This window comes from Olegusella massiliensis (assembly GCF_900078545.1).
GTDB classification, from domain to species: Bacteria; Actinomycetota; Coriobacteriia; order Coriobacteriales; family Atopobiaceae; genus Olegusella; species Olegusella massiliensis.
In genome coordinates this window covers 1,090,901-1,104,842 of sequence record NZ_FLLS01000002.1, presented here as the reverse complement: position 1 = coordinate 1,104,842, position 13,942 = coordinate 1,090,901, and the positions used below count along the sequence as shown (strand labels likewise).

The following is a 13,942-nucleotide window of genomic DNA, read 5'->3' as shown; positions in this document are numbered from 1 at the left end:
CATTAGGGTTCTGCTGTATATGTCACGCGTATATTGGAAATTTTTTCATAAGGCTCGAAGTTTTTGCCATCATAGCTGACAAACAACTTGCCAGTGTTATTCCTTTCATAAGCTAGGTGAGCTAAAGCATAAAAGCTGCCTTTTTCATCAAGCAATACATAAATATTTGGGTCATCAGTTTGCTCCGCAGTCCCCGTCACATAGTCGGTGTCAGGAGTCCGTGCACCCCACGTGACGATACGACTGTCTTCTTTAGTTTCAAAATAAATAGAGTTATCTATTTCTGTTCCAACAGCATATGTCCCCTTCAAGGAATACCCCTCGAGTGCACCTGTGGCGATGTAGTTAAGCACCACACCTTTCCCTATAAACATCATTACAAGAAAAGTAATAACTATTGAAACCACAGCAGTGATACATAGGAGCAATGCGTTTTGCTTTGTTATGTTCTTGAACATATTAAGCCTTCACTACTCTGTAATCATGCCCGCAAACAATTGGGAAAGAATGATTACGCGTATAGAAATGTTTTTTTCCATTCGAATCAACACGATAAACTGTATATGGTGTGGAAACGTATTCTAAATTCATTTTTACTTTCTTACGTCCGCCAGCGGGAATGCGAACCGTTACACCAGAAACCGCATTAGCGCGAGCAAAAGAAACTGAAACACCAATAGTGCTTCCGTATTTCAACGGAAAACCAAAGGATGTCTCACTTCTCCTCTCAAATAGCTTAAAAACATACTATAAGTATCTTATAGTTAACTTAGTATAATTTTCGTTAACAGAATATATCTGCATATGTACTGTTTAGTTCGGTAAACGGTTAACACAGAAGTACAAATGTATAGATGCCACAAGTAAATACAACAGTTGAGCCCATCATAAATTTTTATAAACATCTTTTGAAAAGATAAGCTAAGCTCAGGTCCGTATTTGTATTATCAGCGTTTCAGGGCTATAGAACAAAAATTACTTGCTATTAGGAATCTGCCAGATATGTCACGCGTATATTAGAAATTTTTTCGTAAGGCTCGAAATTTTTGCCATCATAGCTGACATATAACTTGTCAGCATCAATATCTGCCTAGAATTACTTTACTACCACCGAGCTCTTCTTGTTCCCTACAGTACTATCGCAGATGGTTCGTCCTTCGGAGTCAGGCTCCACAAAACCGCAGGTCAAATTTTCCTCTAGACCGAGAAACGAACCATCTATCGAAAAGCATCCGAAACGTGAACCATCTAGCGTGATGACCACAGAAAGATGAACCCTCTGTAGGAGCAGAAGCCAAGCAAAGCGGCAACCAGGCAACCAAGCGATATAAGATCGAAAAGTACAGAGCCAAGGCAGATTACCACTCGCTTGGACGTTAAGCCTTCTGGGAATCGGCATCCGCATTGGTATTGGCATCTGTTCCCGCATCAGCAGAGCCCTTATCCTTGGATGCACCCGCCGTGTCGCCCACAGCATCACTTACAAGTTGTGCGTATGCCTTGGCGCCGCCCTTACTGAGATGAGCACCATCACCCGCAAAGTACTCATCGTGACCTGCGCTCGCCTTGTACCAGTCAATAAGCTGCACGTTGTCGTGAGCTTCAGCTATCCCCTTTAACAGCTTGTTATTACCATCTTGCCAAGGACCCGACGAGCGAACGCTTACCAGCCAAATTTTGCAATCTTTGCCTAATTCATCAATCAATTTCTCGAGCTCATTTTTCACCAAAACAGACTCAGCGCCAACAGCAACTACAACGTTAGATCCAACAACCTTCTTTTTGAGATAACTTGTAATTGTCTCATGTGTGGACTTGGAGCCGCGACCCTCGGCACAGTCAATTGCACCCTGTGGGAAGGCGGCCGCTAGCTCATCTGTGGCATCCAAGGCTACGGTATCGCCAACCACCAGTGTCGAATAGGTCGTATTTTCCTTGGTGGGTGTCTCATAATTCATCGACTTCTTAATGAGCTGGGCGTACGCTACTGCACCCTCAGGTGTCACATGCTCACCATCTTGCCAAACCCAATCGTCATGACCCTTGCTGTGGTCATACCAGTCAATAACATTCACATTGTCATGAGCTTCAGCAAACTTGCTAATTAGCTGGTTATTGGCATCTTGCCAACTATCTTTCATACGATTGTTGACCAACCAAAGCGTACGCTTATCACCGACAAGCTCAAGCAGCTGATTAAGCTCTGCTTCCTCAAGCGCACCGTTAGAACCAAGACAACTCACCACGGTATCGCCTACAACACCTTGGTCAATATAACCTTTAAGTACTTTAATGCCCGCATCCATCTGGCGAGAAATCTTACAATCAATCAGCCCTTTGGGGAAAACCTCTGCAAGCTGGTCGTAGGCATCCAAGGGCACAGAATCGCCTACAAGCACCACATCGTAAACACCATCGGCGGTAGGAGTACGCAGAGAAGCAGCTACTACTTGATCTTCTCCAGACTTACCACCTGCCGCATCAGCGGCAGGCACCAGCGCCAAACCAAACACTGCAATAAGCAATGTCAAAGTCACTGGTGCAATTATCAGTGCACGCTGCTTGAACGCCAACGCAGCTCCATGCTCACGCACTTCGTCAAAAAAGTTTGCAATCGTTGCCGTAAGCGTTCCTTTTTTGCCTAAAGGCTGCTCGACAACACGGTAGGTCAAATCGGCCGCAAGTAAGGTAAGTGCCAGCTGTAACACATATGACCACCAGGGCGTACCCGACGTCGAATTAAAATTTGAGAACAGCAAAACTATGGGGTAATGCCAGAGGTAAAGAGCATAAGAGCGCTGACCCAGCCACACAAAAGGCAGCAGGGAGAGCAGTTTGGAAATGATAGTTCCCGAAGGGAGCAGAGCCGCAATAGCAATAACACTCACCACAGATGCAAGCGCGACACCGCCGTAATAGGAAAATGAGGTATATCCTTCAGTAAATACCATCATGACAAGCAGTGCTGCGATAGACAGGGCTCCTGCCAGCTCGGCAATCCGGCGATTTTTACCCTCAGCAACCGCTGATGCGGTCTTGCGAAGCGGCAGTTTGAAAGCAAGCCAGCAACCCAAAATCAGGCTCATTGCACGTGTATCAGTACCATAGTAAGCACGCGACGGGTCCGCTCCAGGCGTATAAAGAATAGCCATCAATGCTGTAGAAATAGCCGCCAACACAAGCAGGGCAATGCGAATATGGCGCTTGGGCACACGCCGGCGCATCAAAAGATACAAAAGCGGTGGCCACACCAAAAAGAATTGCCACTCAATGGCCAGCGACCAATAATGTGTCAGTGGTGAAGGAGCACCCGCAGCTGCAAAATAAGAAACCTTCGTCAAAATTTTTGACCAATTTAGCACCATCAGCAAAGACGGAATAACATCAGGTCGCATTTTTGTCAGCAAAATATGGTTAAACAACGTACAAAGTGCCGCAGTCGCCACTACACAAAGTATAGCTTGCGGCATCAGCCTGCGAACACGACGCAGAAAATAAGCTTTGATATCAAAACGCCCCTTGTTACGAGCAAATTCACTCATCACGCTATCAGTTGCTAGGTAGCCCGAAAGCACAAAGAGAACCGTAACGCCCAGCAAGCCACCCGACATCCACTTAATACCCATGTGATACGCAATAACGGCAAATGCACAAATCGCACGCAGACCATCGAGCGCATCAACACGCAGCCTTTTATTACGCGAGATAGCATCAGGCCCTTCTCCGTATGGAGAAGCACTATTGGTGATGGCAGATGTAGCGACATCTCTCATCTGACGAACGCTCAGTCTTTCTTCTCTAGGCAAATCACGAGCCTCCTGTTTTGCTTGTGGCTCACGCTGAGAGTGTCGTATACCCCTGTGCGCAAATAGACCTTGATGTTCTTCTTGTCGGCGCACATTACGACGAGTGCGACGGCGTTCTTCGGCTTCACGAGCGCTGCGGCGTGGCGTATGAGTCCTGCGGGTACTTGAGCTTTGAGAGCCATTACCGCGAGAGCCATCTGGTTCCATACGCTGATTCACGTCACGCCTCCATCATTTAAGCTTTGATACTTCGCTATGGTAGCAGGTCAACAACTCAAAATACCTCATAAGTAAACTTTGGCTGTTCTACGTATCGGAAAAATGTCCATTACAGCTCCTCGCGTTACCAATACCGTGCGCATGTATACTCTTTCTAGCGAGGTTTTACTCTTATCTCATCAAGGAGCAGACATGGGTCAGAAGAAAAATCCCAAGGATACGTGTGTACTCGTTACTGGCGGCGCAGGCTTCATTGGCAGCCATACCGTAGTCGAACTGTTGCAGCAAGGCTATAAGGTTATTGTTGTGGATGATCTATCCAATGCCTCTGATATCGTTATCGATCGCATTGACGAGATTGTCGGCGATGAAGCAGCTAGCCGTCTGACCTTCTATGAGGCCGATGTTAATAGCCGCAAGGCCATGGATACCATCTTTACGGACAATCAGATTGACCGTGTTATTCACTTTGCCGGCTACAAAGCTGTAGGTGAGTCCGTCGAAAAACCCATCGAATACTACAAGAACAATCTGGGCAATACGCTTAACCTCGTTGAAGTCATGCGCGATCACGGCTGCAAGTCCATAATTTTTTCCAGCTCAGCTACCGTCTATGGTGAACCCGACACATTGCCGCTCACCGAAAACAGTCCTAAAAAACCTGCCACTAATCCCTATGGCTGGACCAAATGGATGATCGAACAAATCCTAAGCGATTTGCACGTGGCAGATTCCGAGTGGGATGTCGTTTTGCTTCGCTACTTTAATCCCATTGGCGCTCATCCCTCAGGGCTTATGGGCGAAGATCCCAAAGGAATTCCCAACAACCTTGTACCTTATGTCGCACAAGTTGCCGTGGGCAAACGCGAATACATCCGTATCTGGGGTGATGACTACCCCACGCCTGACGGCACTGGCGTCCGCGACTATATCCATGTGATGGATCTCGCCTCAGGTCATGTGGCGGCTCTTGCTTGGATGAACGGCTGTACGGGTGTAGAGATTTTTAACCTCGGTACGGGTAAGGGTTCTTCTGTGTTGGATGTAGTGCATGCCTTCTCACGCGCTTGTGGAAAAGAATTACCTTACAAGATTGGTCCCCGCCGCGCAGGCGATGTTGTTGCCAACTATGCAGATTGCAGTAAAGCAGAGCAAAAGATGGGCTGGAAGGCAAAATACAACCTTGATGATATGTGCCGCGATAGCTGGAATTGGCAGAGCAACAACCCCAATGGCTATGAGTCTGAGAGCAAGGAGTAGCTACTGCCCCTCTGACAGCTACAAACGGTATAACTGTCAGCTTTCGCAGCACACAGCAGGCATACGCTAAAATTGAGTTCTAAACTAAAAACTGAACTATTTACGACAATAAGAAAGCAGGCGAAATATGACTTCACATGCAGCGAGTGTACAACCCGAACCTGGTCGTTTTGTTGCATATTTACGTCGGAGCCTGCCTATCATCGAAGACTACCTCACAACTCATGCACCACATGCAGCTGCTGGTAGCCAGCATGATGACTTAGAGCGTTATCTCTATGAGCCACTCGCAGAATTTACCGCACGCGGAGGCAAAAGAACACGTCCTGCGCTCTGTCTGCTTGGCTGTGAGGCAGTATGGGGAGATGCCACACGGGCGCTACCCTTTGCCTGCGCAATTGAAAATTTTCAGAGTGCCGCGCTGATTCACGATGATATTGCCGATCAAGGAGAGACTCGACGGGGCAAACCCTGCGTGCATGTAAGTGAAGGCATCGGGATTGCAATAAACGTAGGAGACCTCGCGTTAGTAGAAGTCATAAGCGATATGCTTGCTCACAGCAGCCTGCCGGACGCGGTAACATTGCGTGCCATCAGCGAGATTGTACGCATGGAGCGTATGACGGTCGAGGGACAGGCGCTTGACCTAGGCTGGGTGCGTGATGAGCGCTGGGATATTACGCCCGAAGATTATCTATACATGGCGCAACATAAGACTGCGTATTACTCAGGGGCAGTACCTTTGGCCGTAGGCGCTATTTGTGGCGGAGGTAGTCCTGAACAAGTCAAAGCACTAAGAGAATTTGGTATGGCAGCAGGCCTAGCATTCCAGCTGGCCGATGACCTGCTTAACCTCATAGGTGATGCCACAGCACAAGGCAAGGACTTCCGCAGTGACATCACCGAGGGAAAGCGCACGCTTGCAGTGGTTCATGCACTTACGCATCTTCCTGAAGAAAAGCAGGGAGAACTACTACAGATTCTTAAGTCCCACACAGCCGATGCTGCTAAACTCAAATATGCAGTCGAACTCATGCAAGAGGCGGGATCGATTGACTATGTACGGCAGGAGGCTGCTCGCCTGATTGCTACAGCAAAACTCAAGCTGGATGGCGCTATGTTTGCCAAAGAGGCGCGTGCCACCCTGCTTTCTATGGCAGATTTCTTTATTGAACGGAGTGCATAAATGGAACCCATTCGCGAGGGCGCGACTGGCGCCGCCGTGGAGGACATCCAGGAGCGCCTAGTTGCTACCGGTCAGCAGATTGATGCAGCCGAACTTGAGGCTCGTCGTTTTGGTCCTTCTACCGCAACAGCCGTGGGTCGTTTTCGTCTGGCGCAGGGGCTAACACTCGATAGTTGCATCGATACCGAAACATGGTCTGCTTTGGTAGATGAAAGCTACCAGCTCGGTGACCGTACGCTCTACCTAAGGTTGCCCAAGTTTCATGGCTCCGATGTGCGTACGTTGCAAACACGTCTTAATATCTTGGGCTTCTCTTGCGGAGAGGCTGATGGATACTATGGCGCCTACACTGAGTCTGCGGTAAAGCAATTCCAAGAAAGCCAGGGGGCTCTTGCCGATGGCATGTGCTTCCAAGATACCTTTGAGGCTATTGATCGTCTGCATCATGTATGGGGCGGCAAGCCTGCTTCTGACCCGCATCCTATGGGTGGTATGGGCTTTGCGCGCGCAGCAGATGTACTGGAATCGATGAGCATACAGATTACTGGCGAAGAACCCATCTCTCGTAATATTGCAGGACGCGTATGGAACCTCGCTTCTGCTACAACTGAAGAGAGCGGTCTTGAACTTATCAATACTCCTGATGACGCTCGCTCAGATATTGATGTGCTCTTTATTGTGGCCACAACACCACTACCCACTGACTCATCCATCCAAAATGTAACGATGGATGATGTAGATGCGCTGCCCATGCGTATCCGCGTTGCTTTGGATGTCACACACAAACACAAGGAGCCACAAGTCCTTCGCATTGAGTTGCCGCTCCAGTTAGGATATGACGGCAGTTTTACTGCGAGCGACTCTCAGACCTTTGCTGTCATGCTGCTGGATGCAATCTGTGCTGCCTTTGCTTTGCCTGAGGCACACTAGCTTTGCTTTTCTCATCCCAAGCTCTACTCTGCTCCAGTCTGAGACTGGAGCTTTTTTATTGCAAATCCCTTTTGTATTCGTTGCAACCTCTGCTTGCAACGAATATTCGTCATAGCCATCTACCTGCTTATTTATACAAAAGTGCAGGTAGATGGAAAGCGTTGCAACCTGAGGTTGCAACGCTTATGAGGGCTGGTCAAAGAATAAGTGAGGCTAGGTTGGCTTTATCTCAGCAATTTGCCTGCAAAAAATGCAGAAAACCAGATAGACAGCCATAAAAAACGGGACTCGCGTCTGCGAGTCCCGCCTGACCTACCTAGATAAATAGCGTGAAGCTTTACTCGCCAAGCAGAGCCTTGGTCATGCTTGCAGCGGCCTTCTTGCCAGCGCCCATTGCCAAAATAACCGTAGCGGCACCAGTAACAACGTCGCCACCAGCCCAGATACGAGGATCGGAAGTACGACCGTCCTCATCGGCGGCAATGTAGCCCCACTTGTTGAGGTCATAATCACCAACCATCTCGGCAAAGGGGTTAGCGTTAGTGCCAATTGCGGACACGGCAACATCGCAAGGAATAATCTCCGTGTCGCCCTCGATAGGCTCAGGACGGCGACGACCGGACTCATCTGGCTCGCCAAGCTGCATGTTTTGAACCTTGACACCACTGACAGAGCCGTCCTCACCAGCAATAAACTCCAGAGGTGAGACAAGCTCATGAATCTTGACACCCTCAGCTTTGGCATGGAGCACCTCAGCACGACGTGCAGGCATCTCGGCCTCGGTACGACGGTAGCAAAGGGTAACCTCATCAGCACCCAGACGCAAAGCAGTACGGACAGAGTCCATAGCAACATTTCCGCCACCAAAGACTACGACATGCTTACCGTGTTTGGTAGGCGTGTCGTACTCAGGGAACTGGCTTGCCTTCATGAGGTTGACACGGGTAAGGTACTCGTTTGCAAAAAAGACATTGGGCAGGTTCTCACCAGGAACGTTCAGGAATTTGGGCAGACCTGCACCAAGTGCAATGTAGAGGGCGTCAAAGCCTTGGTTAAAGAGCTCCTGGGCATCGGTGATACGACCAACCACCGAGTTGTACTCGAACTTGACACCAAGTTCCTCAAGGCCATCAATCTCGCGCTTGACAACTGCTTTGGGAAGACGGAACTCAGGAATGCCATAAACCAAAACGCCACCGCCAGTAAAGAAGGCCTCAAACACGGTAACGTCAAAGCCCTCACGAGCAAGCTCACCAGCACAGGTAATGCCGGAAGGACCACAGCCAATAATGGCAACTTTCTTGCCATTGGCAGGCTTCTTGACAGGAGCAGAAGCAAGCTCAGGACGGTCGCCCAAGAAGCGCTCAAGCTGACCAATTGCTACAGGCTCGCCCTTCTTGCCACGAATGCACTTACCCTCGCACTGACTCTCTTGCGGGCAGACTCGACCGCAGATGGCAGGCAGCATGGAGTCTTCATGGATGACATCCAGACCATGACCAAACTCACGCTTACGGATGGCTTCGATGAATTTGGGAATATTGATGTTGACAGGACAGCCCTCAACACAGAATGGACGCTTGCAATCGAGGCAACGATTAGCTTCGGTAACTGCCATGTCCTCGGTATAGCCCTTATCAACGGGACGGAAGTCGCGAGCACGCTCAAGTGCCGGCTCTTCATTAGCAGGAACACGCGGCGTCTTCATATCAGGAATGTAACGACCCTTTACTTCTGGCATGCGCAATTCGCCTCCTCATAGGCCTTCATGGCCTGACCCTCTTCGGTGCGGTATGCAGCCTGACGAGCACGCAGGTCATTCCAGTCTACTTTGGTTGCATCAAAGTCAGGGCCATCAACGCACGCAAATTTGGTCTTGCCACCAACCTCAACACGGCAGCAACCGCACATACCAGTGCCATCAACCATAATGGGATTCAAAGAAGCTGTAATCGGCGTGTTGTACTTCTCGGCAGTCAAAGCAGAGAACTTCATCATCGGCACGGGACCTACACAGAAGACGTGATCCGTCTGGCCAGCCTGCAGGAGACGCTCAAGCGGTGCGGTGACAACGCCTTGCTCACCATAGGAGCCGTCATCGGTGGTGATGTGAACATGCTCGTCGTCGAGAATCTCACGGAACTGAGGCTCAAGCAACAGCAAATCCTTGGTACGAGCACCCATGATGGCATGAACTTCATGACCAGTCTTGACGAGCTGGCGGGTAATGGGGAATGCGATAGCCAAGCCAACGCCACCACCAATAACCGTCCAAACACCATCCTCAAACTCGCTGGGTCGTCCCAAAGGACCAGTAACATCCTGAATAATGTCACCGATCTGATACGTCGATAGCATCATGGTGGTCTTGCCAATTACCATGAAGATGAACTCAACCCAGCCCTCGTCAGCATCCCAATCCGCAAAAGTGAAGGGCACACGCTCGCCCGTCTCGTTTGCACGCACCATCAGGAATTGACCAGCCTTGCAGTGCTTGGCCATCTTGGGTGCCTCAATGCGGAACTTGAATACCTTCTCCGAGAACTGCGTCTTATCGAGGATTTTGTACATAGCGCAGGGCTCCTCTCCTTCGCAGCATCTCAATTCGATCCGCACGTCCCCCGCGCCGATCGAACCACACAACATAAAGATTGTAACGCAAAGGCGCGGTTCCCCTTAAGGCAATACGTCCAAAAACACCCTACCTCCTCCCCAAAATTGCTAAACCTAAGGAAGGAGGTAAAAATGAAAAAGCCTAGTTAAATAGTGGTATTTCGCCTTAAGCAGACTTACGACGCGACACGAACCATGCACGGATTTCGGGGGCTGAAATTTGAATCAGAATAACCAAAATTAAGATGACGCCTTTAATCGAATTGTTGATAAGAGAATCCATCTTGAGGGCGATGATAATCTTGTCGATAACATCGTAAGAAAGTGTGCCAAAAAGCACCCCAAGGAAGGTACCTCGGCCTCCAGCCATGCTGACGCCACCAAGGACAACAGAGGCAATAGCGTACATCTCATAGCCACTGCCTGTAGTTGCAGGATCAGCAGAAGCGTTCATTGCAATCCAAAGAAAAGCACCCAAACCTACCAGGACACCCGAAAGGGTAAATACAAGAGTACGCATAAGAGCGACATTAATACCCGCTAGTTGAGCTGCCTTAGCGTTAGATCCTACGGCATAAATCTTCTTGCCAAATTTAGTAAAACCGCTCACGTATACAAAGACAACAGCCAGAGCAATCAGCACAATACCTACGATGGGGATAACTCCAAGCTTGCCATTACCAAAGCCATAGAGTCCTTGATAAGAAGGAATACTTGCAGACATGCGATAAACTGAACTACCGTTTCCAATAAGCTCTGCCGGCAGGTGTTGGCAAAAATACTGAGATAGAGAACGATAAATAAGCATCGTTGCAAGAGTCGCAATAAAGGCAGGCATTTTTACCACGCCCACCAACACGCCATTAATAAAGCCGAGCAGAGCGCCAAAGACAAGCGCAAAGAGCAGCGTCACAATAATGGAGCCTGTAGCATTGAACGCTACTACTGCAAAACCTGCAACAAGTGCCAGCATAGAGCCTACGCTCAAATCAATATCACCTGTCAAGCAAATTACGCCCATACCAATTGCCACGCAGCCAATAACTGCACTATGACGCAAAATGTTCATTGAAGATGCGATGCTCAAACCGCCGCTTGCACTGGCGTACACCAGATAGATGACCAAGAAAACCAAAATATAGCCGTACTTCTTGAGAGAGCCAAGTAAAGTCCCTCCCTTAGTATTTATTGCCATTAGTGTTCCTCCTGCCACTTGGTCTTGTTGCCACCCGTCGCCTCTGCGGCAAGGGAATTGGTGGAATATAACATCACGGTATGCTCTTCAATTTTCTGATGAGAAAGCGCCTTGATAATCGAGCCTTCGTAGAAGACATAGCATGCATCTGCTACTTGACGGATTTCGGGAATCTCAAGTGTATTGATGACAATAGTTTTACCTTGCTCAGCAAGTGTAAGAATGAGTCGATATATTTCTGCCTTGGCACCCACGTCAATGCCCTGCGTGGGGTTATCAAAAAGCAAAACCTGCGCATCCGTATTGAGCCAACGTGCCACAAAAACTTTTTGCTGATTACCACCAGAAAGCGCGGTAATCAAATCCTCGCTGTTATTGCATTTAATACCCAGCGACTCCCGGTAATTGGCAAATTTTTGCTCTTCTTCTGCATACTTGATGTTAAAGTGGCGAGCAGAAAGTACCTGCTCGGAGACATACATATTCTCAAGCAACGACAAGTCTGGAAGCAAGGAGTTTTCCTTACGGTTTGAGGCAAGCATAGCGATACCAGAGCGCATTGCCTCATGGATAGACCCACCAGACAATCGCTTCCCGTTCATCTCAATTGTGCCTGAGGTGGGTGAGGTTGCACCAAACATGCACTGCATGAGTTCGCTACTCCCACACCCCTGCAGTCCTGTGAAGCCCACAACTTCGCCTCGATGTAGTTCAAGATTGATATGAGCAAATCCTGGACCTGAAAAATCTTTAAGTGACAGCACTGTATCGCCCAGAGCGCGAGCCACATACACATCGCCTTGGCGCAATTCGCTACCCACCATATGTCCCGTCACACGAGCAGGTGTTGTATCAGCAATCTTGCCTGATGTCACAAAGCTTCCGTTACGCAGGACGGTATAACTGTCGCAGAGTTCAAAAATCTCTGGCATTTTATGGGAGATAAAAATAAATGCTGTGCCCTTTTCCTTGAGCTTGCGCACAATCTGAAAGAGATGCTCTACTTCTTCATTGTTGAGTGCAGTTGTCGGCTCATCAAGAACGAGGAGTTTTGCATCAAAAAAGAGTGCCTTTGCAATCTCAAGCAATTGCTTTTGACTGGTTTTGAGCTCAGAAACTTCCGCGTAAGGATCAATATCTACACCCAATCGTGCAAAGAGCTCATCTGCAGCATTTGCCATTTGCCGGTGTTGCAATGTACCAAAACGGTTGATTATCTCCTTGCCAAGGTAAATATTCTCATAAGCCTTAAGATCATTAAACAAACTAAGTTCCTGATGCACAAAGGCAATGCCTGCAGCTTCGGTATCACGAATTGATAAACCTGTAAGGTTTTGACCATCAAAGTTCACCGTACCAGCATCGGAGAAATAAACTCCCGTCAGGATATTCATCAGTGTGGATTTACCTGCTCCATTTTCACCAAGCAGGGCATGGACCTCTCCGCGTTCCACCGTAAGGTCTACACCATTAAGCACGTCAATTCCATTAAATGCTTTTTTGATGCCACGCATTTCAAGCAGGCTCATGCACTCTCCTCCCAAAAAGTACACGGGTGGAGCAGAGGGACCCCACCCGTGTCGTACATCGTGCTACTTACTTGAAGGACTTGAAGTCAGCAACATTTTCAGCAGTAACGTTATGGCACTCGATAACGTGATCCTGCTCGACATCCTTGCCATCAAGACTATCGATAAGGTCCTGGATTGCAGTCTGAATCATGGAAGGCGAGTAGGTGACAGACATGAGGCCACCAATCTTGGCAACGATGTCTTGGTAAGAGTTGCCGCGCAGAACTTCATAGAGCTCATCGAGACCACCGCAACCTGTGATGAAAGGCTTCTGTTCAAAGAAAGTCTTCTTAGCGGAATCGGAAATACCGCCACCGTTGAGGGCCTCAAGGATGCCCATAGCCAGCTCGTCATCCTCGCAATACCACCACTTGATCTTTGCATTTGCCTCATCACCCAGCAAAGATTCGAAATCTGCCTTGGTATCAGAACGACTCCAGTTTGTAGCGCCAGACTTGGCAATGTGCTTGAGATCGTCCTCGCTCCACTTTGCGGCACTGTCAATGGAAGCACCATCAAAATCAAGATCACCCGTCAAATACTTGGTAAAACCTTCATTACGCAGGGTGGTAACAGAGGAGGTATCGCCCTCAAAGACATAGACGTCATCGCCAGGCTTGAGACCATTTTCAACAAACCAAGCAGCAGAACCAGCGCCGATACCCTGGTTATCACCCTTGACATTAGAGACTGCTGTAGAGGCAACAGCATCAATAATGCGATCGAATGCGACATAGGGAATCTTGGCATCGGCGATGGACTGAACGGTTGCCTGCAGAGTGTCGTCCATAGGCTGGATAACAATACCTGCAATCTTGCTGGTGTCTCCTGCAAGGATATCCTCGACACGCTTAATCTGGTCTGCCGCATTGTCGGAAGTAATAAGCTCAGCCTCGTATGTACCAGCTTTGTTGACCTCCTCAATCTTTGCTTTTGCAAAAGTAGCGACAGAACCAGTCCAGCCATGATCTTCAGAAGGGGTCAAAACATAAATATGCTTGCCCGAGCCAGTAGCCGAGCTACCCGCAGAAGAGCCACTGTCTGCAGTTTTGGATGATCCGCAAGCTGCAAGTGCCGTAGCAAGGCTTGTGCCCATTGCGCCCACCAAGAATGTACGACGGTTAAGTTGAATCATTTCTCTCTCCCTTTCGTCAGCATTACT

The 13,942-nt window shown here is 48.7% G+C and carries 11 protein-coding genes; 3 read left to right on the top strand and 8 right to left on the bottom strand.

What is annotated here, in order from left to right; all coding sequences use genetic code 11:
• Nucleotides 1-2: 2 nt before the first annotated feature.
• The 3 genes from BN4314_RS05180 to BN4314_RS05175 all read right to left on the bottom strand — a co-directional run bounded on the left by BN4314_RS05180 (nt 3) and on the right by BN4314_RS05175 (nt 4,025).
• A complete protein-coding gene (locus tag BN4314_RS05180) occupies nt 3-458 on the bottom strand; it encodes a hypothetical protein (protein ID WP_068540188.1) in 456 nt (151 codons plus the stop codon).
• 1 nt (nt 459) lies between these two features.
• Nucleotides 460-696 carry a hypothetical protein gene (locus BN4314_RS08180; protein ID WP_187369549.1) on the bottom strand — a complete coding sequence of 79 codons (237 nt, stop codon included), beginning with the start codon at nt 694-696 and terminating at the stop codon, nt 460-462.
• 680 nt (nt 697-1,376) lie between these two features.
• Nucleotides 1,377-4,025, bottom strand: a complete 2,649-nt coding sequence (locus BN4314_RS05175) for an acyltransferase family protein (protein ID WP_068540187.1) — start codon at nt 4,023-4,025, stop codon at nt 1,377-1,379.
• Between the two features lie 192 nt (nt 4,026-4,217).
• Here BN4314_RS05175 and galE point away from each other — a divergent pair, with 192 nt between their 5' ends.
• From galE to BN4314_RS05160, 3 genes are all read left to right on the top strand, one after another.
• Complete coding sequence (galE, locus tag BN4314_RS05170; protein WP_068540185.1) at nt 4,218-5,285, top strand: UDP-glucose 4-epimerase GalE; 1,068 nt, start codon at nt 4,218-4,220, stop codon at nt 5,283-5,285.
• A 127-nt stretch (nt 5,286-5,412) separates the two neighbouring features.
• Nucleotides 5,413-6,471, top strand: coding sequence for a polyprenyl synthetase family protein (locus BN4314_RS05165; RefSeq protein WP_068540183.1), 1,059 nt, complete (start codon nt 5,413-5,415; stop codon nt 6,469-6,471).
• On the top strand, nt 6,472-7,401 hold the full coding sequence (locus BN4314_RS05160; RefSeq protein WP_068540181.1) for a peptidoglycan-binding domain-containing protein: 930 nt from the start codon (nt 6,472-6,474) through the stop codon (nt 7,399-7,401).
• 337 nt (nt 7,402-7,738) lie between these two features.
• Here the strand turns inward: BN4314_RS05160 and gltA are convergent, their stop codons facing one another.
• From gltA to BN4314_RS05135, 5 genes are all read right to left on the bottom strand, one after another.
• Nucleotides 7,739-9,142: an NADPH-dependent glutamate synthase gene (gene gltA, locus BN4314_RS05155; protein WP_021735754.1), complete on the bottom strand. Its 1,404-nt coding sequence runs from the start codon at nt 9,140-9,142 to the stop codon at nt 7,739-7,741.
• The gene (locus tag BN4314_RS05150; RefSeq protein WP_021735688.1) at nt 9,130-9,972 is read right to left on the bottom strand and encodes a sulfide/dihydroorotate dehydrogenase-like FAD/NAD-binding protein; all 843 of its coding nucleotides are present in this window, start codon (nt 9,970-9,972) and stop codon (nt 9,130-9,132) included. The genes gltA and BN4314_RS05150 overlap by 13 nt, the downstream gene beginning before the upstream one ends.
• Nucleotides 9,973-10,180: 208 nt before the next feature.
• Complete coding sequence (locus tag BN4314_RS05145; RefSeq protein WP_021735772.1) at nt 10,181-11,209, bottom strand: ABC transporter permease; 1,029 nt, start codon at nt 11,207-11,209, stop codon at nt 10,181-10,183.
• Entirely contained in the window at nt 11,209-12,738 is a 1,530-nt protein-coding gene (locus BN4314_RS05140; protein WP_068540179.1) for a sugar ABC transporter ATP-binding protein, read from the bottom strand. The genes BN4314_RS05145 and BN4314_RS05140 overlap by 1 nt, the downstream gene beginning before the upstream one ends.
• 67 nt (nt 12,739-12,805) lie before the next feature.
• The gene (locus BN4314_RS05135; RefSeq protein ID WP_021735747.1) at nt 12,806-13,915 is read right to left on the bottom strand and encodes a substrate-binding domain-containing protein; all 1,110 of its coding nucleotides are present in this window, start codon (nt 13,913-13,915) and stop codon (nt 12,806-12,808) included.
• Nucleotides 13,916-13,942 lie beyond the last annotated feature (27 nt).

Coding starts and splice junctions, on each gene's coding strand:
- gltA (WP_021735754.1), bottom strand. CDS start 9,142: ATGCCAGAAGTAAAGGGTCGTTACATTCCTGATATGAAGACGCCGCGT.
- BN4314_RS05145 (WP_021735772.1), bottom strand. CDS start 11,209: ATGGCAATAAATACTAAGGGAGGGACTTTACTTGGCTCTCTCAAGAAG.
- BN4314_RS05160 (WP_068540181.1), top strand. CDS start 6,472: ATGGAACCCATTCGCGAGGGCGCGACTGGCGCCGCCGTGGAGGACATC.
- BN4314_RS05135 (WP_021735747.1), bottom strand. CDS start 13,915: ATGATTCAACTTAACCGTCGTACATTCTTGGTGGGCGCAATGGGCACA.
- BN4314_RS05150 (WP_021735688.1), bottom strand. CDS start 9,972: ATGTACAAAATCCTCGATAAGACGCAGTTCTCGGAGAAGGTATTCAAG.
- BN4314_RS05180 (WP_068540188.1), bottom strand. CDS start 458: ATGTTCAAGAACATAACAAAGCAAAACGCATTGCTCCTATGTATCACT.
- galE (WP_068540185.1), top strand. CDS start 4,218: ATGGGTCAGAAGAAAAATCCCAAGGATACGTGTGTACTCGTTACTGGC.
- BN4314_RS05165 (WP_068540183.1), top strand. CDS start 5,413: ATGACTTCACATGCAGCGAGTGTACAACCCGAACCTGGTCGTTTTGTT.
- BN4314_RS05140 (WP_068540179.1), bottom strand. CDS start 12,738: ATGAGCCTGCTTGAAATGCGTGGCATCAAAAAAGCATTTAATGGAATT.